The 23,943-nt window shown below is 55.6% G+C and carries 13 protein-coding genes, 1 tRNA gene, 2 rRNA genes, 2 pseudogenes and 1 riboswitch (1 of these 19 only partly in view); of the genes and pseudogenes, 9 read left to right on the top strand and 9 right to left on the bottom strand.

All coding sequences use genetic code 11. The features are described 5' to 3' along the window. Positions 1-19 precede the first annotated feature (19 nt). On the top strand, positions 20-4,144 hold the full coding sequence (locus G3A56_RS23175) for a two-partner secretion domain-containing protein (RefSeq protein WP_246231413.1): 4,125 nt from the start codon (positions 20-22) through the stop codon (positions 4,142-4,144). 64 nt (positions 4,145-4,208) lie between these two features. On the opposite strand, the gene istB is transcribed toward G3A56_RS23175, so the two are convergent. Together istB and istA are read right to left on the bottom strand one after the other, a co-directional pair. Next, complete coding sequence (gene istB, locus G3A56_RS23170) at positions 4,209-4,967, bottom strand: IS21-like element helper ATPase IstB (protein WP_082182890.1); 759 nt, start codon at positions 4,965-4,967, stop codon at positions 4,209-4,211. Beyond that, on the bottom strand, positions 4,964-6,460 hold the full coding sequence (gene istA, locus G3A56_RS23165; protein WP_137039966.1) for an IS21 family transposase: 1,497 nt from the start codon (positions 6,458-6,460) through the stop codon (positions 4,964-4,966). Before istA ends, istB begins: the two co-directional genes overlap by 4 nt. A gap of 47 nt (positions 6,461-6,507) precedes the next feature. Here istA and G3A56_RS23160 point away from each other — a divergent pair, with 47 nt between their 5' ends. Next, on the top strand, positions 6,508-6,870 hold the full coding sequence (locus tag G3A56_RS23160; RefSeq protein ID WP_246231412.1) for an alpha/beta hydrolase: 363 nt from the start codon (positions 6,508-6,510) through the stop codon (positions 6,868-6,870). A gap of 746 nt (positions 6,871-7,616) precedes the next feature. Continuing rightward, positions 7,617-10,553 carry an autotransporter outer membrane beta-barrel domain-containing protein gene (locus G3A56_RS23155; protein WP_164056839.1) on the top strand — a complete coding sequence of 979 codons (2,937 nt, stop codon included), beginning with the start codon at positions 7,617-7,619 and terminating at the stop codon, positions 10,551-10,553. A 520-nt stretch (positions 10,554-11,073) separates the two neighbouring features. Here G3A56_RS23155 and G3A56_RS29790 read toward each other — a convergent pair. Beyond that, positions 11,074-11,247, bottom strand: coding sequence for an N-acetylmuramoyl-L-alanine amidase (locus tag G3A56_RS29790; protein ID WP_082185031.1), 174 nt, complete (start codon positions 11,245-11,247; stop codon positions 11,074-11,076). Between the two features lie 284 nt (positions 11,248-11,531). Here G3A56_RS29790 and G3A56_RS29495 point away from each other — a divergent pair, with 284 nt between their 5' ends. Both G3A56_RS29495 and G3A56_RS29490 read left to right on the top strand, forming a co-directional pair. After that, positions 11,532-12,017, top strand: a complete 486-nt coding sequence (locus tag G3A56_RS29495; protein WP_343044297.1) for a DJ-1/PfpI family protein — start codon at positions 11,532-11,534, stop codon at positions 12,015-12,017. A gap of 20 nt (positions 12,018-12,037) precedes the next feature. Further along, on the top strand, positions 12,038-12,493 hold the full coding sequence (locus G3A56_RS29490; protein WP_343044296.1) for a helix-turn-helix domain-containing protein: 456 nt from the start codon (positions 12,038-12,040) through the stop codon (positions 12,491-12,493). A 160-nt stretch (positions 12,494-12,653) separates the two neighbouring features. Here the strand turns inward: G3A56_RS29490 and G3A56_RS23135 are convergent, their stop codons facing one another. Both G3A56_RS23135 and G3A56_RS23130 read right to left on the bottom strand, forming a co-directional pair. Continuing rightward, on the bottom strand, positions 12,654-13,220 hold the full coding sequence (locus G3A56_RS23135) for an EAL domain-containing protein (RefSeq protein ID WP_164056837.1): 567 nt from the start codon (positions 13,218-13,220) through the stop codon (positions 12,654-12,656). A 639-nt stretch (positions 13,221-13,859) separates the two neighbouring features. Beyond that, a complete protein-coding gene (locus G3A56_RS23130; protein WP_082185035.1) occupies positions 13,860-14,840 on the bottom strand; it encodes an EAL domain-containing protein in 981 nt (326 codons plus the stop codon). A gap of 644 nt (positions 14,841-15,484) precedes the next feature. Here G3A56_RS23130 and G3A56_RS23125 point away from each other — a divergent pair. From G3A56_RS23125 to G3A56_RS23110, 4 genes and pseudogenes are all read left to right on the top strand, one after another. Next, positions 15,485-16,233, top strand: a pseudogene (locus G3A56_RS23125) (L,D-transpeptidase). A 172-nt stretch (positions 16,234-16,405) separates the two neighbouring features. Next, a riboswitch (glycine riboswitch) is annotated at positions 16,406-16,499 on the top strand. A 449-nt stretch (positions 16,500-16,948) separates the two neighbouring features. Continuing rightward, positions 16,949-17,800, top strand: coding sequence for a LysR family transcriptional regulator (locus tag G3A56_RS23120; RefSeq protein WP_082185036.1), 852 nt, complete (start codon positions 16,949-16,951; stop codon positions 17,798-17,800). Positions 17,801-17,957: 157 nt separating this feature from the next. Further along, positions 17,958-19,694 carry a peptidoglycan D,D-transpeptidase FtsI family protein gene (locus tag G3A56_RS23115; protein WP_246231411.1) on the top strand — a complete coding sequence of 579 codons (1,737 nt, stop codon included), beginning with the start codon at positions 17,958-17,960 and terminating at the stop codon, positions 19,692-19,694. A gap of 15 nt (positions 19,695-19,709) precedes the next feature. After that, entirely contained in the window at positions 19,710-20,384 is a 675-nt protein-coding gene (locus G3A56_RS23110; RefSeq protein ID WP_246231410.1) for a trimeric intracellular cation channel family protein, read from the top strand. Here the strand turns inward: G3A56_RS23110 and G3A56_RS23105 are convergent. The 4 genes and pseudogenes from G3A56_RS23105 to G3A56_RS23090 all read right to left on the bottom strand — a co-directional run. Next, a pseudogene (locus G3A56_RS23105) lies at positions 20,378-20,578 on the bottom strand (HpcH/HpaI aldolase family protein); the annotation flags it as partial. The gene G3A56_RS23110 and the pseudogene G3A56_RS23105 overlap by 7 nt on opposite strands. Positions 20,579-21,235: 657 nt before the next feature. Next, a tRNA-Met gene (locus G3A56_RS23100) sits at positions 21,236-21,311 on the bottom strand. 224 nt (positions 21,312-21,535) lie between these two features. Then, a 5S ribosomal RNA gene (gene rrf / locus G3A56_RS23095) occupies positions 21,536-21,650 on the bottom strand. Positions 21,651-21,902: 252 nt separating this feature from the next. Continuing rightward, a 23S ribosomal RNA gene (locus G3A56_RS23090) occupies positions 21,903-23,943 on the bottom strand; it runs 845 nt beyond the window's last position.

Here is a 23,943-nt window from a genome sequence, read left to right as displayed (position 1 = left end):
CCACGAGAGGCGAACAACAATGACATCACAGTTTAAGCGTCTTCCACGCAAAACAACCGATCTCGCGTTGTTCGCCAATGCCGGGACGCTGGCTCAAAAAATCATTGCCACTGTTGTCAGTTTTACGCTCGTGCTTCAGCCAGTGCTTCTTCACGCACAGGACATATCGCCGGAAGTTGGAGGATCTTTTGCAAATCGCCCCGGGATAGGGGCTGCTCCGAACGGCGTGCCGCTCATTGATATCGTCGGACCCAACAGCCAAGGTCTGTCGCACAACAAATACAACAATTTCAACGTCGGCACACTGGGGGTCATTCTCAACAACTTCAATGGTGAGGTGGGCACCTCGAAACTGGGTGGCGTGACACCCGGCAATCCAAATCTGCAAGGTAAAGGCCCTGCGTCCATCATCCTCAATGAGGTCACGTCGCAAAACCGCAGTTCGCTTCTCGGTCCAACCGAAGTGTTCGGTGGCAGGGCCGATGTCATCATTGCCAATCCGAACGGGATCACCTGCGACGGCTGCGGTTTCATCAACACGCCACGAGCCACGCTGACGACGGGTGTACCTGACATCGGCAGCGATGGACGTCTCAATGGATTCACGGTCAACGCAGGGGATGTCACTTTCGGCTCTGGGGGTGGGAATTTTGCGCTTGGTGATGGTGCAGTCAGTCTGTTCGATGTCGTGTCCCGTACCATCCAGATCGACGGAACGATCTACGGTGAGGATCTGCGTCTGACCGCCGGCAAGAGCAAGTTCGATTATGCCACCGGGGAGGCAACAGCGCTCGATGCCACCTCCGGAACACCTGAATACGCAATCGATGGTTCAGCACTCGGGGCCATGCAGGCCGGCCGCATCAAGATGGTTGTCACGGAAAAAGGTGCCGGCGTTCGCATGCGCGGCGACATGGCGGCCAATGCCGGGGAGCTTTCGCTGTCGGCAGACGGTAAAATTTCGATCGGCAATGCCTCTGGCAATAACGGCGTCAGCATCTCTTCGAAGGGGAGTGTTTCGGCCGGTCGTCTGACCTCGAAAAAATCGGTGTCGGTCAAGGCGGGCAAGGACGCCAGGGTCGCTTCTATCGGTGCAGAAGAGGATATCCTGATCAATGGCGGAGCAGGCTTCATCGATGTCAGCGGTACTCTCGGGGCTAGTGGCGTACTCAACGTTCTGGCAGACGGTCGTATTGCCTTGGCCGACGCGTCGGCTGCCGGTCCTGTTTCGCTGTGGTCGGGGGCTGGATCCATTGCTATCCGCAGCACGGCCCAGTCTGGCGCGGCGATGTCGCTTACGGCGGCCTCAGGAGCGATCACGGCGGGCTCACTCCTTTCGAAAGGCGATTTGGCTCTGCTCTCCGGCCTTAATCTGGGGATTTCCGGGCTGGTACTTGCTGAAGGGAGTTTGCTGGCTTCGGCTGGCAGCGACATCCGCTATGACAGCCTGGAGGCAAACGGAGACGTTTTGCTGTCTTCGACAAATGGTATCATCAGCTTCGACAAGCGCACGGCCGCCGGCGGCGACATCAGGATCAGGCAGCAAAATGCCGACCTTTCCAATAACCGGAGCGGACTTGCCACATCCGGCACGCTCTACATCAATGCCAATAATATCAATCTCACCAACAGCACGCTGACGTCAGGTGGCATTGATCTCACCTCATCTGGAACGACAGATCTGACCGGTGCGCGGCTCAATGCTGTCACCGTGAGCAGCACAGCTCGTTCCGTTCAGGGGTCAGGTGACATCGCGATTAAAGCGGGTAGCCTTGCTGCGAATGGCGCTACCAATATTCTGGCGGCCCATGATCTGACGCTGTCGCTTTCACAACTTGGCAACTCCGGTCAGTTGGCTGCTGGCAATGACCTTACCCTCAATATCGCCGGCAACCTGACCAACACCGCCACGGGGCTCATCTATGCCGGTAACGACGCCGCACTTTTCGTGGGCGGGGTGCTGGCCAATGATCAGGGGGCGATTGTCGCAGGTCGTGACCTCACAATTGCTGGAAGTGCTTCTGGCGCGCGCAATGCTGCTACGGTCAACAGTTCAGGTCTGATTTCCTCTGGTCGCAATATCTCGATCCTGACGGCAAATCTGCGTAACGAGAAAAGCGTGGCTCCGACCTATACGAGCCAGCAAATCTCAAACGCACTCGTGTCGGCTTATGACACTTATTATGCACGCCTGTGTGGAGATTGTTCATCTTCCGTCTCTTTTGCTGATAAGCAGTTCGTCATTGGTGCCCCCATTCGCCATGTCTATCGTGATGTGACCGAGGACCGCCTCACATCGGCTGGAAGCCCCGCGGCGACGATCAAGGCGGGTAATACGCTTTTTGTCGATACCGTCGATCTTACCAATGCCTACAGCAACATTGAAGCCGGCTCCGGCATGACGTTTGTTGGCACAGGCACGCTGACAAATCTCGGCTTGCAGCTGCAGCGCACGACGTCGGTCAACTGCAATCAAAACTCGGGTTGCCAATATTATCCTGATGTCATCTTCCAGTGGGAAGAAAGGCGGGACAGCGGCGATACCGGAGGCCATGAATTCTCATATCAGGTTTCCATGCCTGGCCCCAGCCCGTTTGGAACGCGGGATGCGTCAAAGGATATCGGCCCCGGACGAACCGTGGAAAGCGTCGAGGCGATCGGTGGGGTTCCAGCGGCAATCCGCTCGGGCGGAGCACTTGGTATCACCGGCTTTGCTGCCGTCAACAATACCGCGATTGCCGGATCGATCGCCGACCATGTTGCCGTTGCAGCGCCTGCGCTTTCGAACAATCCGACCGAACTCCTGTCCGGCATGACGGCAAGCGGTGCGCTGTTCACGCTTGGCGGTGTCGCCACCCCACAGTCCGGCGGCTTTGGCGGCACCATTCCCGGCCAGACATTCCTCTATGAAACCCGCGCCGCCTTCCTCGACGTCTCGAAATTCTATGGCTCCAGCTATTTCCTTCGTCGCATCGGCTACCAGCCGGATCGCCAGATCCAGTTCCTTGGGGACGCCTATTTCGAAAACCAGTATATTGAGCAACAGATCAGACTGGCCACGGGCTCAGGTTTGACCGGGCAGGATTCAATTACCCGGATAAAGCAGCTTCTCGACAATGGAGCCGCCTATCTCGGAGCGCCGCAGCGCCCGCTCGGCCAACCTTTGACGGCTGAGGAGATCGCCAGCCTCACCGAATCCCTCATCGTCTATGAGTGGCAGACGGTTAACGGTACGACAGTTCTTGCGCCGGTACTGCATCTCGCCGCCAATGACAGGAAGAAACTCAACGCCGCCGGAGCCTTGATCGCCGGCAATAGCGTTGCCATCGACACCGGTGTCTTTGCCAATAGCGGCACGGTTCTCTCTGACAGCGATCTTGCCATTGCGGCGAGCTCTCTCTCGTCGATCGGCGGAACCTTGAGCGCGGGTCGTGATCTCTCCCTCAACGGTACTAACACGATTTTGCTTGCCAATACGAAGGTGAACGCTGGCAACAATCTCGCCCTGACCTCGGACGGAGACATCAATATCTCCGTGACCGAACGGTCGACAACCAGCACATTGCGCGACAAGCGGAGTTCTACGACGGTTGTCAGAACCACAAGCCAGGGTTCCGAGATCACGGCTGGCGGATCGATCTCCGCCAATGCAGGTGGCAACCTCAACGTCATCGGCAGCAACATTGCTGCCGATGGAACGGTTGGTCTGAAGGCGACCGGCGATGTGACAGTCGCTGAGGCCATCGACACCACCACGATAGATTACACCTACAGGAAAAAGGGTGGCCTGTTCGGCGGAAGCAAACAAACGACGAGCCACACGGAAACGGAGACCGCTGTCGGATCATCGGTCAGCGGTGGGAAGGGCGTGTCCATCGTCTCAGGTGGAGATACCGTCGTCTCCGCCTCGAAGGTGATGGCTGGCGATGAGACCAGCAAAGCCGATATCAATGTCAGCGCGGGCGGCGATCTGCTGATCGCGTCGGGCAAGAATACGGCGGAGTTCGAACAGAGCTCCTCATCCAAGGGCTTCCTCTCGAAAAAGAGCTCGACGCAGTACAACTATGATGAAGCCACTGTCAACGGCGGAGTAAAAACCGGCCACGGGGCGGAGCAAAAGTCGGCCACTATGGCGGCCGCCTGAGACCGCCGGGAGGGCGTAGCCCGAGCGGGGGTCTCAGGCGGGGGCGGCGATTTTTTGAGAGGTGTCAGCCGGCCTTTCGGGCGCGGCTCTGGGCGAGACGATAGCTGTCGCCGTTCATCTCGAGGATGTTGACGTGGTGGGTGATGCGATCGAGCAACGCGCCGGTCAGACGCTCGGATCCCAGGGTTTCGGTCCATTCGTCGAAAGGCAGATTGCTGGTGATCAGGGTGGCACCGCGCTCATAGCGTTGCGAGATCAGCTCGAACAGCAACTCCGCGCCGGTCTTTGATAGCGGGACGAAGCCCAGCTCGTCGATGATCAGTAGCTTGTAGGCCGCCATTTGCTTCTGGAAGCGGAGAAGACGCCGCTCATCACGCGCCTCCATCATCTCACTGACCAGGGCGGCGGCCGTGGTGAAGCCGACGGACAAGCCCTTCTGGCAGGCGGCCAGGCCGAGGCCGAGAGCAACATGCGTCTTGCCGGTTCCACTGGGACCGAGAGCAATGACGTTCTCGCGGCGCTCGATCCATTCGCAGCGGGACAGTTCCAGCACCTGCATCTTGTTGAGCTTGGGGATAGCTGTGAAGTCGAAGCTATCCAGGCTTTTGACGACCGGGAATTTGGCCGCCTTGATGCGACGTTCGACCTTGCGGCGATCCCGCTCGATCGTTTCCCGTTCGGCAAGCCGGAACAGGTAGCCGACGTGATCGACGCCCTCGGTTGCGCATAGCCGGGCCAGCTTCTGGTGCTCGCGCTGGAAGGTCGGCAGCTTCAGGGCCTTGAGATAGTGCGCGAGCAGGATCTCGGGTGCTTCGGTGTTCATGCGGCTTCTCCCGCATCCGACGACAGGAGACGCATATACGCCTTCGCCGAGGTCGTCTCGACCGTCGCCCTCGGCAGATAGGGGTAGATGGACAGGTCCAGTCTGGGCGGCCGGCGTTCCACCCGGCACAGGATCAGATGCTTGACGGCGTCAAAGCCAATGGCGCCAAGCTGGATCGCCTGCTTCACCGCCGCATGCAGATCGGCGAGTTCGAAGCTCTCCAGCAGGCGGAGGACCTGCACGTACTCACGCCGGCCGTGCTTGGCCATGCGGCCTTCCATCAACCGGCGCAGCGTAGCGAACTCTTGCGGCAAGTCCCAGCCCTGGAGGGGCGCTGCCTGATCCAGCGAATTGATCTTCTGCTCGATCAGCGGCAGGTAATGGACAGGATCGAAGACGACGTCTTCCCGTTCCCAGCACCGAGGATGGCGGGCGATGATCTCGCCACGGCAACCGATGACCACTTCGTTGACATAGCCGCGCACCCACACATCCTGATGGCCATAGGCGACCGGGACGGAATAGTCGTTGGTCTTGTAGCGCACCAGCGACTGCGCCGTCACCTTGGCACTTGCCTGGTCGCAGGCATCAAATGGCGAGGCTGGCAAGGCGCGCATGGCAGCCAGATCGCGCCGCAAGCGCTCGCCGATCGTCTCGCTCTCGCCGCGCAGCCTGTCGCGCTGGCGCTTCCGGCACTGCTCCTCCAGAAAGGTGTTGAACGCCTCCCATGTCGCAAACTGCGGGATCGGCACCATGAAGTTGCGCCGGGCATAGCCGACGAGACCCTCGACGTTCCCCTTGTCGTTGCCCTTGCCGGGACGGCCATAGCGATCCCGGATAAGGTAGTGGGACAGGAAGCCGCTGAACAACGTCGCGCGCTTGCGGGTGCCGTCAGGCAAAATCTTCGCCACCAGGCAACGGTCGTTGTCGTAGACGATCGACTGTGGCACGGCCCCAAAGAAGGCAAATGCATGGATGTGGCCGTCGACCCAGGCCTCGGCCACCGCCGCCGGATAGGCCCGCACATAGCAGCCGTCGCTATGCGGCAGATCGAGCACGAAGAAGCGCGCCTTCTGCTCCACGCCGCCAATCACGACCGTCGCCTCACCGAAGTCCGCCTGCGCATGGCCGGGCGGATGCGACAGCGGCACAAACACCTCTTGTCGGCGCTGATCCCGATCGCGCATATAATCCTTGATGATCGTGTAGCCGCCGGTGAACCCGCATTCGTCGCGCAGGCGGTCGAACACCCGCTTGGCCGTATGGCGCTGCTTGCGCGGCACCTTCAGGTCTTCATCGAGCCAATGGTCGATCGTCGAAACGAACGCATCAAGCTTCGGACGCCGGATCGGTGATCGCCGCTGATAGCCGGGCGGCGTCGAATAGGCCACCATCTTGGCCACGCTGTCGCGCGATATGTTGAAATACTTTGCTGCCTGACGCTGCGTCATCCCTTCGGAAACAGCCAGGCGAACCTTGAGGTATAATTCCACGGTGTAGATCCCCTGTCCCTCCTGCGATCATTGCAGAAAGGAAATAGGTGGCCGGATTTTACTCCGCCCGCAGAAGCATTATGCCGCCGCTACCGTGGACGACTTTTGCACCGCCGCTCTCAGCTGATGTTAAACGGATTGGGGCACTGGATGTCGAGAACCCTTCCGTCCAGCTAGTTGCCTTGCGCTACGGCGTACAATTCATTGATATTTCTGACGTGGAAGCGTCGGGCCTGCTCAACCATGATCGCTACACGGCACTAGCGGCGCTGCTGCCGCAGTTGGAAGAAAGTATCGGTGGGCAAGGGTCCGAGTTTGGGCGAGCGGGAGCATTCGTATTTGATACAATCGGAGTGACCCTTTCTAGCCCATTTCATCTCGCGAGCAAAATTGTTAATCCTGAGCATTGATCTCTCCATCAATCGCTGTCGTATGGGTTGATGTACCGATCCGCAAGCGGCACGCTTTCTTTTCTCGCAGGCGAGTTTTTGGGGTGCGACGGCTCGGCGTTTTTGTCTCCGCTAGACGGTGCTGCCAAGAGCAAACGCGTGATCTCTTTATTACGAGGACCTCCGGCAGATTTCTCTGCTCTCCCTCATAAGAACTCTCGCACTCGCCGTCCCAGTCTGTTGTCAAGCTGCCGCGGGACTCGTGCCATCCTGGCTATCTCTTTCACCAACAAGGTTTGATCGTGAAAGAGGGTAGGCGAACAGGTCCAAATTTAAAAAACTCACTTTTGGATCCCCTTCCGTCCGTTCGCAAAGAAGTGTGACCGCTAGGAACCGGCATCGTCGATCGATCGGTCACACTCACTAAAGGCGACGCACTCCACTCAGCGCGTGAGGCATGTAACAGGGCTATTTGAGATAGTTCTCTTCAGAATCGCCTGAAAAATATTGCTGGCTCATTAGCACGTATATTTGGCGAGAAACACAGTATCGAGCGCGTTGCGGGTCACCAACGCGCCCGCTACGAGCAACACAGCGATTATCAAGATTTCTGTCAACCTAGAGAATCTCGACCTGACGAGGATTCGGGACGCAGGACGCAATGGACCAATGTGTGCCCTGTGATCAGAAGGGAAATGCCTGTGAAGAGAATGTCAGCATGTAAGTCGATTTCTACGCTCTTGCTCAGTACCACTATCCTTACGGGAATGAGCGTCACCGCTTTTTCCCAACAAGCCGAGTTTGTCGGACCGGGATTTAATTGGTCTGATCCAGAAAACTGGAGTACTCGAACAGTCCCAGATTCAACCACGGATGTGGTGATCGACAAGTTAGACGCTGCTATTGATTTTCCAGGAGCTACTGCCAAAACGGTTGTAGTGAAGAATGGCAAATATTTGGGCATCATTGGCCACTCCAGCACCCTGAATACAAAAGTAATTGACTTGTCGTTGAACGGACAGGTTGGCTTTAACTACGGGGCGACTGCAAACAACGAAGCGATCTTTTCAAAATTACAAGCTGGAGACGTCGAAGTAATAACAAGTGAAGTGCGGAAGAAAATACTTAGTGGAACTCAATCTCTGCATCATTCTGTTATTTTTAATAATGGCTCAAATGCCGGAAACGGCAAGATTTCGCTGAATGGCCGTTCTGTTGTGTTCGCCGATAGAGCATCGGCCGATCATGCCGAAATTGAGTTGTCTCAGGGCGGAGCGATGATCCTAGAAAGCGGTTCGAAGGCAGGATCCGCAGTAGTCCGCAACTCCGCAAGTCTAATCTCCTTGCAAACAGGATCAACCTTGGAGAATGCTTCGGTCAACAATGTGGATGACGGTCTGATCCTGTTTTACAAGGATAGCACCGGCGGTGCGGCTGAGATTTATAACTCGCGTAGTCAAATTCTTTTGGCTGACCAGTCAACGTTAGGCACTGCGACTGTCACAAATGACGCGGACAGCTTGGTCCTGTTCGGAAACCAGAGCCATGGTGCATCGGCCACCGTTATCAACAAGAACGGCGCAACCATTCAGGCTAGTCCAACGAAAACGTCTCCTATGGCGATAGGCTCGCTTTCGGGAGCAGGCGATGTCTATCTCGGTGACCAAAGTCTGGTGACCGGTGGTCTCGGCAAGAACGACACTATTTCAGGTTCAATACGCGATGGTTTCTCGGAGGCATACCGTAGACACCAGCTTGAGTCCGTCGTTTCGACTGGTACCGGACAGCTGTCGTCGAATGGCCTTCGCAAGGTTGGCGCCGGCACGCTTACATTGACGGGCACGAACACGTTTTCTGGCGGTACGACGGTTGAGGCTGGTACGCTTAAGCTCGGCGATGGCGGCACGTCCGGCAGTATTCTGGGAGATATAAATAACGAGGCGATACTGGTTTTTGATCGATCCGACGATGTGACATCGGCAAATTCCATTAGCGGGACCGGGGAGATTATTCAGGCCGGATCTGGATCACTTCTTCTGACAGGTGACAGTTCTCACTTTGCGGGCCAAACGACCGTCAGGAATGGAGCTCTGCTCGTCGGAAAGCCGGGCTCAGACGGAGCGCTCGGCGGTAACCTGAGCGTGCTGGAAGGGGCAAGACTGGGTGGTTCGGGGATTGTTGGTTCGGGTACCGGGTCGCTGACCAGTATTTTGTCTGGGGGCACGCTTGCCGCAGGCAACTCAATCGGGACACTGACCATCGACGGTGATCTGAAGATGGCTTCCGGTTCCCACTTCGAAACGGAAATTGCAAGCGACGGTCGCTCCGATCTGGTCAACGTGACAGGTAAAGCCGATCTCGCCGGCGGCAATATCCGCATTGTTTCTGTCGATGCCGATACCAGTTACCAGACCGAGCGGAGCTATCGTATTCTGAACGCAGAAGGCGGTGTCAATGGCGTGTTTTCCGACACCCTGTCGAGTTCGGCATTTTTGAACCTCGGCGTGGCTTACAACCCTAAAAGCGTTGATCTTACGGTGTCGCTCAAAAAGCCCGCCGTTGGTCCCGATGCCGGCGTTCCCCATCGCCTCTTCCCAACCGTTGCAGAGACGTCAAACCAGTTTGCCACAGCGACTGCTCTGGATGGATTGGCGCAGTCCGGTTCTTCCCTTGCACTCTATAATGATCTCCTGATGTTGAACGCGGACGAAGCGCGGGCAAGTTTCGATCGCCTTTCCGGTGAGGCCTATGCCACAGCCGCCGGTGTTCTGGTGGATCAGTCCCATTTCGTCCGGGGCGCCATGAACGGTCGCATGCAGCAGGCGTTTGGTCAAAGTGCAACCGCTCCAGCTCAGGAATCCAATCCCTATTTTGCATGGACCACCTCATATGGTTCCTGGGGAAGCTACGATGGCAACAGTCTATTCGGAGACGTGAGTTCTTCGATCGGCGGTTTCGCTAGCGGGATTGACGTAGACCTATTCGATACATGGCGTGTGGGTATCATGGCGGGTTACGGCCACTCGAGCTTTGATGTGAACGAACGCTCGTCGTCGGGAGACAGCAAGAACTACACGCTTGGAACTTACGCGGCGTCGCAGTGGACGCTGTCTGAAAGTTCCGCGCTCAATTTTCGGTCCGGATTGGCGCACACATGGCACGATCTTTCTATGAACCGTAACGTCGCTTTTCCTGGCTTCTCCGATCGCCTGTCCAGTGAGTATGACGCCTCTACACTGCAGCTCTTCGGAGAGGTGGGATATGAGTTGAACATGGATCGCACCATTTTCGAACCCTATGCTAACGCCGGTTTTGTGCGTTTCAACAGCGACGAGTTTGGTGAAGCTGGTCGTACCGCGGCATCGTTGTCGGTAACCTCAGCAACGATGAACACCTGGTTCACCACAATTGGTTTGCGTGTCGCGACCGAACTCGACATCGGTGAGACATTGGTGACGGCGCGCGGCGATATCGGCTGGCGGCATAGCTATGGCGACGTCACCCCCACGTCGACAGCAAGCTTTGTCGGATCCGAGACGTTCACTGTTTCAGGGGCGCCGATTGCCAGGAACGTCGCTCTGATCGAGGCGGGCTTCGATATTCACTTTACCAAATCCGCAAAACTGGGCGTCTCCTACAACGGACAGTTCGGATCGGGCACAATCAACAACGGCGTCAATGCGAAGTTTAGTGTGAAATTCTAAGCCGATATTGAACAGTTAGAGGTGGGACCATGACGGGGCGGGAAAAGGTCAGCGGCGAGGAGCATGAGATTTATCCTCGCTGTAGGCCCCGCCCGGTCGCCCAAAGTACTTACTGGGTGGATCCAACGGCGGCGAATCGATGCACACAGGCCATTATAGCCTTCACTGATCCAAGTACGATTTTGTCCTGATCGTCATTGTCATTAAGCAGAGCCTCATCCTATAGGTTTGAAAGAAAACCCATTTCCAAAAGTATACTTGGAATACTTCCTGTGCGCAGTAATAGAAAATTCCCGTGGCGCTCCGGGTTCTTCAGGAGCGGCACGCGGCGCCCTAGCGCTGTGACCATCGAGCGCTGAATTTCGAAAGAGAAGACCTGTTTCTCCCGGAAAATCAGATCTTCCATGATCGCGCTCACGCCAAGGGGAAGTTCGTGGGTATCAGTGGAGCCCGCCGAAACGACCAGATTATTAATAGTAGCGAGTTCCTCCGCCTGCGCTTCCGAAGATTTGGGAGATGGTCAATAGACGCTCGCACCCCTCACCGATCGGTTATTTAAGACATCAGCATGCAGCGAGACGAGCAGATGCGCTCGCATCGTTTGCGCCAGCTTCACGCGTTGGTGGCGGCAAAGATTGTGGTTCAATGGTAGCCTTAAGCCAGCCTTAAGGTGGTGAGGGAAATTTGCGCTCATGGACACTTGATCGGAAAGGCCCGGATAACTTTGCGCAAGAAGATGATTTCAATGCCTCGCTCCAAGTCTCAAAATTTGGCCTCTCATGTTATGTTATTTAATAACATTGGCCAACTCCACGCTTCGGTACGAGCTTACTTTGTACAAGTAAACCTAAAGCTAGCACCGAATGACCTGAACGTACCCATTTGCCTGGACGCCGTCTGTGCAGCTTTTGATACTTTTCTCGACGCTTTTGGCCGTGAGCACGGTCGAATCAGCTTCGCCGGTGAAGGTGAAATCTGATGTGCGCTCAACGGACCGTTATTATGGCCTTTAGTCCAGACTCTACTGCATTAGACTTGGCTGGACCGATGGATGTGTTTGCAGAAGCCAACACGTTGCTTGGGCCACAAGACGGATATCGGTTTTTGCTCGTGTCGGCCCAGCCCGGGCCCGTTCGACTGTGTAACGGGTCGCACGTCCTTCCCGATCTCTGCTGTGAAGAGGCCATTGGTAACTATGACGTCGTTCTTGTTGCAAGCTCACCTACGTACACTCACGATCCTACGCTTTGCGCTTGGTTGCGGGAGGTTTGCGGGCGAGCGAATATTTATGGCTCCATCTGCACTGGCGCTTTCGCGCTGGGTGATGCTGGTTTGTTAGACGGCCACACCGTGACAACGCACTGGGAATCGGCCCAGGAACTTGGCGCGCGCTTTCCTTCCAGCCGAGTTGAAGCTGACCGCATCGTTATGCGAAGTGGGACTCTCATTACGTCAGCCGGGTAGCCGCGGCAATCAACCTCGCATTGACGCTTGTAGCTGACCATCACGGCGCCGAACTATCGCTACGGATCGCGCAGCAACTGGTAGTGGTGGCCAAACGCCGAGCGGAACATACGCAATATCTGCCCCAACTGAATGCACCACCCGATGGCGATATGTCCATTTTTCGCGTGAAAGCACATGTGATGGAGAATGCGGGCGACGACTACAATCTGAGCAAACTCGCGGCCATCGCCGGAATGAGTTCGCGAAGCTTCTCGCGTCACTTCACACGCGTGACAGGTGTGACCCCCCGCGTATTCGTCGAGCAGGCCCGGCTAGACACCGCAAGGCATCTACTGGAAGAAACCTGCCAGCCTTTGAAGGCAATTGCTTACAATTCTGGCTTTGGAAGTGCGGACAATATGCGTCGGGTATTCCAACGGCGACTTCGGGTCTCACCGGCAGACTACCGGGAACGGTTCAATCGTAAAAGTTAGGGGTCTCAAGCATTCGTCTTAACCGGCGGCACATTCTTACATTGTCCGGAAGGTGCGATCTCAATCTGCGCCCGGTTTACGGGTGCAGGAAGATACGAGGCCTAGGATCACCAGAGGCGAGACCACCGGTCGACAGTTTAGATAACCGCAAACGCCATTGTCATCTTTGGCACGCCGTTCCACTACCGTAGCCCGAGAAACTCACGCCGCAACCGAGTTTTTGCATAGCAAGGATGAAGCCAGTCATCTGTAGCCGGCTTTCCGGATCGCTCGCTTCCCTGATCTCGATGACCAAGCGTCCTGCAATAGATGGATTTCGGGTCAGCTCGTCCCGAACCGAAGTCCACCAGATATCATCAACAGCAGACAAGGCTGACACTTCACAACCGAGCTTCGTATCTGGACGAGTTTTCAGACGATCTATCGTCGCATGGACCAAGTATCGGTCGTAGGCACGCGTTAGGCGCAATCGCTCCAAGACACTCGGAATATTCTCTGTTGCTATCACCTTTGTACCACATCGGATGCTCTTTAACTGGATCCTGTGGTACGGGCATCGGGCGTTACTCTCTACCGCATTCAACGGGTACTCCATCAAGTCGACGCGGTTACTGCTCAAAGCATCGTAGAGCACCACAGCAATCTCCATGTCTGATCTATACTGTTCGAAACAAGCGGGAACCCAATATTTGTGGTCGAAGCCGGGAAAACATTGAGTTTTGTTCACGCTAACCGCCACGCTGATTCTCGTTTGTCCAATATCAATGGGCGGCTCGCAAAGAAGCAACAGAGCCGGAAGCACTCTTGTCTGTTCAACCTCACCGTCCCAGCCCCACCCCTGGACACGCAATCCTGACGGCTCGATCGTTAGGGCACCGAATGAGTCTGGCAAAATGGATTCTATTCTGCGGCATGCAGTGTAGAGCACTCGAGCAGCAATCCCATCGCCATAGCACAACGCAATGTGACGCAGATTTTCGACTGCTATTACAAGGCTATTCCGATTCGACCGCGTGCTACTGAGAGCCTGATCAACACTTATTTTCATGCGATTGCGCCCGCCAGATACCAGCTGGTAGAGCTCCTTACCAAAAGATAAACAAACGCAGCTGCATATTGAATCAAAAATCCTGCCGCGTCGGCACGAAAAAGCGCGGTAGGATCTCGAAATGTTGGACGCACTCGAAATACGGAAAGGTCCCCGACCGTCTCTGGTTCAACACTTCCAACCGGGGAGACTACAGCGCCCGCCGCAGTTGAACGACCCGCCGCAGTTGAACGAATTGACTCATGTACGGTATTCATGTTCCTGGCATGAATCATTAATGTTACCTGCGATTTTCTTGTTGGCTAGTTCGACTTGAGTTTAAGGAAAGTCAGTGACAGGAAGGGGAGCTTGGCGGCTCTCTCCCGGAGGCCACGATTTAAGCCGGCCATCATGGTGTGCGCGGTAAACATTCGAGGCGGAGCCCGGGGCGACATTTGGGCACGTGATATCTGCAGCTTGCGTAGCATAACTACCCCTAAATCCAGTTTTGTTCGCACTAACTGGAACCGGCAGTGAGATTCCGTAACCTTGAAGGTGTGTCGCACCACACAATGCGGCTGATTGCGCGTCTTCGATCGTCTCGACACCTTCCATAACAACTACAGGAGAGTAGCAAGACGCGAAGCTGATAAGATGCGCCAGAGCATCAAGGTCCAAGCAAGACCGTCTTGTGGGCTGCAAGAACGACCGATCGATTTTGACGATATCAAAATCAACCAAGCGGAGTAGTTGCGGAGATGCGTAGCCTGCGCCAAAGTCATCCAGCGCAATCCGGCATCCCAACTCCCGCATCTCGTTCAGCATGTTTACCGATCGTGTCACATCGAGTAGTGGCCGCGTCTCTGTCAATTCGAGAACTAGTCGAGACGCTAGTGTTGGACGAGACCGGACCTGGCCGGCAATCAGGTCCCACGTTTCGCGATTGCGCAAATTATCGGCCGATATATTGCAGCCGAGGACCGCACAGGGATCGATTTCCAGCTCGTCAAGGGCGAGGCGGACCACGTTCTCGTCAATCAAAGAGCAGTATCCCAACTCCTCAAGCGCCGGAATAAATATACCCGCGCCATAATGGCAGCCGTCTGTTCCCTGCAACGTTGCTAAGCATTCGCGATAGAACACAGCATCAAATGGTTCGACCGAATGAACTGATTGGACGTTGAAACTTGCCCTTCCATCAGCGATCGCTGACTTAACAATCTCAACGACCCCTATATTCGAGATATCCGAGTGTCTATGCATCTTTGCCTCCCACTGTCCGTAAGAAAAGTCTGCGCTCATTAAGTTGCGGATCTCCATGGCCAGGAGGTTCGTCTTCTCGAGCTTTGGAGTTTAAGGGGCATCGCGTTAAGACCAACGCGGAGTCACCGACACATTTGGCCAAAGATAATGCTAACTTCGCCATTGAGGACTTCTGTCCTGTACTCAAAGCACCCGCCTGTGCTCAAAGCTACTTCGCTTGGCAGCTTGGCTAAACAGCTTATTGGAGCATCAAGGGCTCCAATTGAGGTATTGGCCGGTTCTTGGTTTTTCCGGCGGGCGAGAACGATTTCGCTTGAAAATGGAGCGATAACTCGCGTGTTTTTAGACTGGATGTACGTCATGAAGGCCGCGATGTTGCACTATGACACGCTGGTATAAAGCGCGGCAGGTTTGATCAATTGGCGTCAGAAGTGGGACACAACCCCGGTTACCGGACGGATTTCATGACCGACCCGGAAGTTATCGGAAGAGGACAAAAAGTCGTGTTTGCAAGATAGACCCGAGTACATACCGAAGCCGTTCTTACCGGGAATGGCGCAGGGCCAATCTGCGCATTTGCGCAGTATCGAATGGGCAGATTTCATGGTTTCTGTCGCGCAGCAGACATCCGGGCCGTGGCGCTTTGCCGGTTGTCCGCCCCGATCCCGGCATAGCCCCTAGAATTCGACAGCAGAACAGCCTTGGAACAGAAAATCAATTCTCACTTGTCTCGCAGATCGTTGCTCACCTTGGCAATCAGCTCATTTCTGGCCACAGGTTGCGAGCAGGTTCCCAAGACGAAACTCGAAGTTGCCGCGGCTACCCTGCCCGAAAACAAAAATGAAACGACGACAGCTCCAAAAACGGCGAAGGACAATAGGCCAAAGCCTGCGGGTACCGGTTTCGCTTACGACGAAATTTATGCGGCGCTGGCGGATGGCGGCTTTGACGTTCCAGCAGTCAATTACCGCGCCATTGACCCACAATACCTCCGACAGGAGGTCGAATACATCACCGCAGAGCCTGCCTATTCAATTGTCGTGGATACAAATGAGAGGTTCCTCTACTGGGTTCTTCCCCGTGGCCGAGCCATACGTTACGGCGTCGGGCTTGGAACTCAGGGCCGATCATGGAAAGGGCGCGCCGTCGTTCAATGGAAGCAGAAGTGGCCAAGGTGGAAGGCGCCGGACGATATGATCGCCCGCAATCCTGAACTCAAGCCATATAGTGTTGAAGCAGGCGGAATGGCCCCGGCCCCCGGAATCCTCTCGGTGCGCGCGCCATGTACATTTTCCAGAACGGCAAGGATACGCTCTATCGTATTCACGGATCACCAAGCTGGAGAACCATAGGCAAGAATTCTTCCTCGGGTTGCGTAAGAATGCTGATGCAGGATGCGATCGATCTTTATGATCGAGTGAAAGGGAAAACACCCCTTTTGGTCATCTGATAACGTCAATCTGAGCGGGAAATGATTAAGAATAACCGCTGCGGGTCAAATTTACGCCATAAACGACACCATATCTCGCGGTAGTTCGGTTTAGCGGATCTGGGGCCTTTCGGTCGTGAAAACGCCAGATCGCAACGCTCCAGACCTCGTGATTGAGGCGTGGGGCAACACATATCGAGCAGCGGGAGAGACCGATTTCTCCCGACATCGGCGCCGACGGAGCAACCACCCCGGAAACTCTCAGGCAAAAGGACCGCTGCAAGATCATACAAACTCTGAAAAGCGAGCTGATGCTCGCGCCGATGGTGTAAGTTCGCCGAAACAAGGTGAGCGAATCTCTCAGGCCAATGACAGAGGGGGTGCCAAAAGCCCAAAAACGGGGCAAGGAGCACCTATGGCTGGAAGTCACCCTTCCCCATCGACAGTCGATTGCGTTGACGCAGTTTCAAGACCATTTTCATTGACGGTGGCGGCAATTGCATTTGCCGCACACGACCCTGGCAGGCGTGACGCATTCCGGCGCGTCGGAGCTCGTGTCAGCCGGCTTCAGCGGCGGCATTTCACCCCGGTCCCCTTCAAAAATTGAACAGCTCCACGCGGTTTCACCGGGCAACGCGCTCGACAGGTGTGGCGCAAGCACCTCACGACCCGCCTTCTCGCGATGATACCGCTACGCGGTTCTTGTACGAACTCTACCTAATTCAGGAAATTTAAAATGGTCGATTGGGAAGATTTGCGATTTTTCTCCGCCTTCGCTCACCACGGGTCGATCACGGCAACCGCCAAGGCGCTACGCGTCGATCATACGACTGTAAGTCGGCGCATCACATCGCTGGAAACCTCGCTTTCCGTGAAGCTCGTTGATCGCAGGCCAAGATCATATGTACTGACCGATATGGGACGCGACGTCGCGAACTTCGCCGAGGAAATGAGCAGGTCTGCATTTGCTCTGAGCCGCTGCGCCGGTTCCGGCCAGAACGGTATCGAAGGTGATATCGTGGTATCCGCGCCGCCATCGCTGCTCTACAGCTTCATTGCGCCGCAAATCTCCGCGCTGCAATCTCAGCATCCTGACGTAAGGCTCCGTCTTGTCGGTACCATGGAAGCGATGTCCCTCTCCAAGGGAGAGGCGGATATTGCCATCAGCCTGAAGCGGCCGAGCGAAGCCACGCTGGTTGCGCGTCGCCTCGGACAATTGCCCTATTTCCTCTATGCCGACCCTGCCTACCCGACGAGAAACGGCCCTCCTCTCTATATCAGTTACGATGATACCATGCGGGAGTCGGATCACTATCGCTGGCTTGATGACAGGCTTTCCGCCGACGAGGTGTTCATGTGCAGCAACGACCTGCGCATACAGGCGGCGGCCGCCGCCGGCGGCTGCGGGGTGGCACTGCTGCCCGCCTACCTCGCCGCGGAACACGGTCTTGTGAGGTTCGATCCACTCGATCCCGGCGTCAGGATCGACGTTTGGCTGGTGATCCACGAAGACGTGCGCGACACGCCGCGGATACGTGTTGCCATGGACTTTATCAGTGAAAGTCTCAAGCCCTTGTGGCGTTCCTGATTATGCGCAGATCAAGCCTGCGCCATTGCCGAATTTTCCGGGATTTGGCGCGGTGTAAAATGCCGCGTGACAGGGTCTGTCCTGCGCGCGTGCGGTGACCGGTTGGACCTGCCCGCATTCCCACCCTATTCCCGATACCTGAGCGTGGAGTATTTTCATGTCTTTGACTGCTCGTTACAGGAGAGGTACCGTCGGATACCTTGTTCTCCCTGCCAAAAAACGCAGCGCAAAAACATCCGCTCGAAATCGTCAGCGGGTGGGCCTGCTAATCGTGGCATTTGCGATCGGTTATGCCGCGATCGCAGTCCGCCTTCTGCAATATGGCTATTTTTCCGAGAGTGACGCGACGGCGAGTATTCCACGATCTCCCAATATAATCGCCTCCCGCCCCGACATTCTGGACCGCAACGGCCAGCTTATCGCAACGGATATCAATCTCATCTCGCTTTATGCAGAGCCTCGCCGCGTTGTTGATGCAAATGAGGCCATCGAAAAGCTCGCCTCTGTTGTTCCCGACCTGGATTGGGCTGATCTGCACAGAAAACTAACGTCTGACTCCGGTTTTCAGTGGATCAGGAGACAGCTTACGCCCCGCCAGGAAGCTGAGATCATGCGCCTTGGCATTCCGGGCATCGGATTCAGACCCGAAAAGCGGCGGTTTTATCCTGGCGGGCCAGTGGCATCTCACATTGTCGGGCATGTCAACATCGATAATCAGGGGCTGGCGGGCATTGAGCGCTATCTCGACAGGCAAGGCCTGGCAGACTTGCGTGGAGTTGGCCTTACCGATCCCACCCAGCTTGAACCGGTCCGGCTGTCCATCGATTTGCGCGTTCAGAGCATCGTGCATAACGTCGTTAGCGATGCCTTGAGGAACTATCGGGCGGAAGCGGCAGGTGCCGTCGTAATCGATGTCGACACAGGCGAGGTTCTCGCGATGGCGTCCGTCCCCGACTATGACCCGAATGAACCTTCGCGGCGCCTTGCCGATGGCACGATCGACAGGGACTACGAAAAGGGATGGTTCAACCGCATGAGCAATTCAGCGGTTGAAATGGGCTCGACCTTCAAGGCGTTCACCCTTGCCATGGGGATTGATGCAGGCGTCGTCAATCTGAACTCGGTCGTTGATGCCTCCCGCCCGCTGAAAATGGGTGGTTTCATCATCAGGGATTTTCACGGCCGAGGACGGCCGCTGACAATCCGGGAAGTCTTTCGCTACTCATCAAACATCGGCACGGCAAAGATCGCTGATCTCGTTGGCCTGGAAAGTCACCAGCAATTTCTCTTCAGACTGGGCTTGTTGTCAAAGATGCAGACGGAGTTACCGGAAATTGCCTCGCCCGCAGCGCCAAGGAACTGGAAAAAGATCAATTCCGCAACAATTTCCTTCGGTCACGGTCTGGCCACGACACCGTTACAGACGGCTGCGGCTGCGGCGGCCCTCGTAAACGGTGGCATATTTCGGCACCCGACCTTCATCGCCGACAGTGGGAGGCATCACCAAATCACCGGCAGACGTGTCCTGCAGGCCTCGACCAGCGCAAAGGTCCGCGAGCTGTTCTGGTACAACGGCACCCAAGGTTCGGGCCGAAACGCCCAGGTGGCCGGTTTTGATGTAGGTGGGAAAACCGGGACAGCGGAAAAGGTTATCGATGGCAAATACGCGAAGAACCTGAACTTCAATACATTCCTCGCGGCATTCCCCATGCACCGCCCTCGTTATTTGGTGCTGTCGATCATTGACGCCCCGCTTTCCGGTGAGCGTGGCGGGCGCCTGGCGGCCTTCAATGCCGCGCCGATGGTGCGCGACATCATCGCGCGCGCCGCACCGCTCCTCGGGGTTCGACCGTCATTCGGGAACCCGCAGGCATATCCTTTGATGAACTACTGAATAGGCGATGAACCCATGTCATTCGCAGATACTGAATTTTCAGGTTATTTGATGATCTTTCCCCCGGCGAGCGACATTATCCACATCCTCTATTTCGTTGCGATTGTCGCAGAGGCCATGACAGCCGCACTCGCCGCCGGCCGTCGCGAAATGGATTGGATCGGCGTATTTCTGCTTGGATGCATTACCGCCCTCGGCGGTGGAACCGTGCGCGATGTTTTTCTGAACCACTATCCGCTATCGTGGGTCGAAAATCCCAGCTATCTCCTCGTGACGGGATTATCTGCGCTGGCGACGATCCCGATCGCCCGATATATGTATCACCTGCGCAAGATGTTCCTTTTTCTTGACGCGATAGGACTGGTCGTCTTCACCGTCATCGGCTGCCAGATTGCGTCAAACCTCAACCTGCCGCTGGTTGTCGTGGTGGCGGCAGGCGTGCTGACTGGATGTCTGGGCGGCGTACTTCGGGATATCCTGTGCAACGAGGTACCGCTCTTGTTTCGTTCGGAACTCTATGCAACCGTCTCGGTCTTTACGAGCCTGATCTACTTGATCGTGCCCCTCCTGGGGGTTTCCCACGCGATATCCTCGCTCGTCGCAATGGCCCTCGGGTTGATGCTCCGGCTCCTAGCAATACGCTTTAACTGGTGTGTACCGACATTCGTTTACACGAAAGACCCTCACTGAGGAGCGAGCGCATTCTTCACCGCCGCAAGGCCGCGGCGTAAAAACGGGTCGGAGTGCACGTAAAAGAACTGCACTCCACGCGCCCGCCAGTGCGGGATTTCTTCCAGCGTTGCAAGCGTGCCGGCGATCTTTCCCGCTGCGCGAATTTTTTCGACGGCGACGGCGACCTTGTCGATCACCACATCCGGGCGCGGTGCCGTGGACGTCGTACCAAACAAGATCGAAACTGATAGCAAGGCTTAGCGCCGGAGAGGCCAAATCCTATGTGCCGTATCTCATGTGTTGCCGCCATTGGTGGATCGAAGCGTTTAGCCTAACAGGGTAAGCCCTGACGCTGCGCCCTTGCCCAAGGCCACGATAGTCTCCAGCATTGCATTCCAAAAGTGGTTGGTTCCGGTCGTCAGCGTTGTCATCTCTGAACGTCTCATTGACTCAGAAGCAACGAGGGGTGGTTAGAAAAATTTCTATATTTCACTCCTAAATATACACCGCACGGCAATACATAGCGTATGCCGATATTTCAACGATTAGGGAAATAAATGCTCTACAGCGCTATTTCATTATTATGCCGCGTGACAATGCTCGTTCTCGCGAGGGCGTTTGTGGCGTCATCGGAAAGATATGCATTCCGCGTTGGCGCCTTCGGCCTGTCAGAGTTGCGACATTGAACTGCCGCCACATCATATATCCCTCGGGCACGCCGCAAGATCCGCGCCAACGTACGCCCCTGCTTTACACCTGCTGAATTGAGAATTTGTGTTTTATGTCGGGGATTTAAGGCCGAGGATCGTAGCTGTCTAGCGTACTGGATCGTAGTTTCGGGCTATTGTGGGATACTGCAGCGTAGGAAATGGTTGCGGGGCAGGATTTGAACCTGCGGCCTTCAGGTTATGAGCCTGACGAGCTACCGGGCTGCTCCACCCCGCGTTACCGGCGTAAATCCCTATTGGATTTATCGCGACTGCATCACAGCGAAGCTGTGATCTATACTGCCGGATCAAATTGCCGAAGGCGATTTGTCTCCTGTGAGGGACGCACGAGGCGTTTGCCTTATGGTTTTATGTCCCGGAATGCAAAAAGGCCGCTTGATGCGGCCCTTGGTATCGGCTGGGCCGAAGTGTGATTGAGAAGATGTTTGTTGCGTTTTGCAGACCTGGCAGCGACCTACTCTCCCGCGTCTTGAGACGAAGTACCATTGGCGCTGGGGCGTTTCACGGCCGTGTTCGGAAAGGGAACGGGTGCAGCCGCCCCGCGATAACCACCAGGTCGGCAAAACGCAACAGAGTTCATGTTTTCACATGAGTGTTGTTTTCGAGAAGCTGGGAAGCTTGCGCTTCATTTAATTTAACACGTCTTTCTGTGACCCGTCCGTATTGCTCCCTTGCTCAACAATGAGCGTGGCAGCCATACAGACCAGAGGTCGTCGCGCCCTATGGCGCGGCCCGTCCGGAGCCCTTCGGGCGTCAGGACAGAACAATGATGTCATCAAGCTTTGCTTGATGAACATATTCAATGGGAACGAAGAAGTCGATCGAGCTATTAGTAACGGTAAGCTTCACATGTTGCCATGCTTCCACACCCGTCCTATCAACGTGGTCGTCTTCCACGGCTCTGATAGGGAACACTCGTTTTCAGGTTGGTTTCCCGCTTAGATGCCTTCAGCGGTTATCCATTCCGTATATAGCTACTCTGCTATGCCCTTGGCAGGACAACAGATCCACCAGAGATACGTCCATCCCGGTCCTCTCGTACTAGGGACAGATCCTGTCAATATTCCTACACCCACGGCAGATAGGGACCGAACTGTCTCACGACGTTCTGAACCCAACTCACGTACCGCTTTAAATGGCGAACAGCCATACCCTTGGGACCTGCTCCAGCCCCAGGATGCGATGAGTCGACATCGAGGTGCCAAACAACCCCGTCGATATGGACTCTTGGGGGTCATCAGCCTGTTATCCCCGGCGTACCTTTTATCCGTTGAGCGATGGCCCTTCCACACGGGACCACCGGATCACTATGACCGACTTTCGTCTCTGCTCGACTTGTCAGTCTCGCAGTCAGGCGGGCTTATGCCATTGCACTCGACGACCGATTTCCGACCGGTCTGAGCCCACCATCGCGCGCCTCCGTTACTCTTTCGGAGGCGACCGCCCCAGTCAAACTACCCACCATACACTGTCCCGGATCCGGATAACGGACCGCGGTTAGACATCCACGAAGATAAGGGTGGTATTTCAAGGATGGCTCCACAGGAACTGGCGTCCCTGCTTCAAAGCCTACCACCTATCCTACACATGCCTTGGCGAATGCCAGTGTAAAGCTATAGTAAAGGTGCACGGGGTCTTTCCGTCTGACCGCAGGAACCCCGCATCTTCACGGGGAATTCAATTTCACTGAGTCTATGTTGGAGACAGCGGGGAAGTCGTTACGCCATTCGTGCAGGTCGGAACTTACCCGACAAGGAATTTCGCTACCTTAGGACCGTTATAGTTACGGCCGCCGTTTACTGGGGCTTCAGTTCAGAGCTTGCACCCCTCCCTTTAACCTTCCAGCACCGGGCAGGCGTCAGACCCTATACGTCGTATTGCTACTTCGCAGAGCCCTGTGTTTTTGATAAACAGTCGCTACCCCCTGGTCTGTGCCACCCCATCATAGTTGCCTAAAATGGGGTCACGCTTCTTCCGAAGTTACGCGTGCAATTTGCCGAGTTCCTTCAACATAGTTCTCTCAAGCGCCTTGGTATACTCTACCTGACCACCTGTGTCGGTTTCGGGTACGGTCTATACGGTGGAGCTATTTCCTGGAACCTCTTCGCCGCACATTCAATCCAGTAAGAATGTACAACACACGAGATCCGTCACTACCACCAGGCCCACGAATATTAACGTGGTTCCCATCGACTACGCGTGTCCGCCTCGTCTTAGGGGCCGGCTAACCCTGCTCAGATTAACTTTAAGCAGGAACCCTTGGTCTTTCGGCGAGGGAGTCTCTCACTCCCTTTATCGTTACTCATGTCAACATTCGCACTTCCGATATCTCCAGCAGCCCTCACGGGTCCGCCTTCACAGACTTACGGAACGCTCCGCTACCACATGCCTTACGGCATATCCTCAGCTTCGGTGCATGGCTTTAGCCCCGTTACATTTTCGGCGCAAAGACCCTTATTTAGACCAGTGAGCTGTTACGCTTTCTTTAAATGATGGCTGCTTCTAAGCCAACATCCTGGTTGTTTTGGGATCCTCACATCCTTTCCCACTTAGCCATGACTTGGGGACCTTAGCTGGAGGTCAGGGTTGTTGCCCTTTTCACGACGGACGTTAGCACCCGCCGTGTGTCTGCCGACTAGTACTCCTCGGTATTCGGAGTTTGGTTAGGATCAGTAAGACGGTGAGTCCCCATAGCCCATCCAGTGCTCTACCCCCGAGGGTATTCGGTCGACGCTCTACCTAAATAGATTTCGCGGAGAACCAGCTATTTCCGAGTTTGATTGGCCTTTCACCCCTAGCCACAAGTCATCCCAATCTATTGCAACAGATACGGGTTCGGCCCTCCAGTT

Source organism: Rhizobium oryzihabitans (genome assembly GCF_010669145.1).
Taxonomy (GTDB): domain Bacteria; phylum Pseudomonadota; class Alphaproteobacteria; order Rhizobiales; family Rhizobiaceae; genus Agrobacterium; species Agrobacterium oryzihabitans.
This window is presented reverse-complemented; position numbering and strand designations above follow the sequence as displayed.

Bases quoted from the DNA above. Each gene is read 5' to 3' on its own strand.
- G3A56_RS23155 (WP_164056839.1), top strand. From the start codon at position 7,617: ATGAGCGTCACCGCTTTTTCCCAACAAGCCGAGTTTGTCGGACCGGGA.
- G3A56_RS23130 (WP_082185035.1), bottom strand. From the start codon at position 14,840: ATGGAGATCCGCAACTTAATGAGCGCAGACTTTTCTTACGGACAGTGG.
- G3A56_RS23110 (WP_246231410.1), top strand. From the start codon at position 19,710: ATGTCATTCGCAGATACTGAATTTTCAGGTTATTTGATGATCTTTCCC.
- G3A56_RS29790 (WP_082185031.1), bottom strand. From the start codon at position 11,247: ATGAGCGCAAATTTCCCTCACCACCTTAAGGCTGGCTTAAGGCTACCA.
- G3A56_RS23120 (WP_082185036.1), top strand. From the start codon at position 16,949: ATGGTCGATTGGGAAGATTTGCGATTTTTCTCCGCCTTCGCTCACCAC.
- istB (WP_082182890.1), bottom strand. From the start codon at position 4,967: ATGAACACCGAAGCACCCGAGATCCTGCTCGCGCACTATCTCAAGGCC.
- G3A56_RS23115 (WP_246231411.1), top strand. From the start codon at position 17,958: ATGTCTTTGACTGCTCGTTACAGGAGAGGTACCGTCGGATACCTTGTT.
- G3A56_RS29495 (WP_343044297.1), top strand. From the start codon at position 11,532: ATGTGCGCTCAACGGACCGTTATTATGGCCTTTAGTCCAGACTCTACT.
- G3A56_RS23175 (WP_246231413.1), top strand. From the start codon at position 20: ATGACATCACAGTTTAAGCGTCTTCCACGCAAAACAACCGATCTCGCG.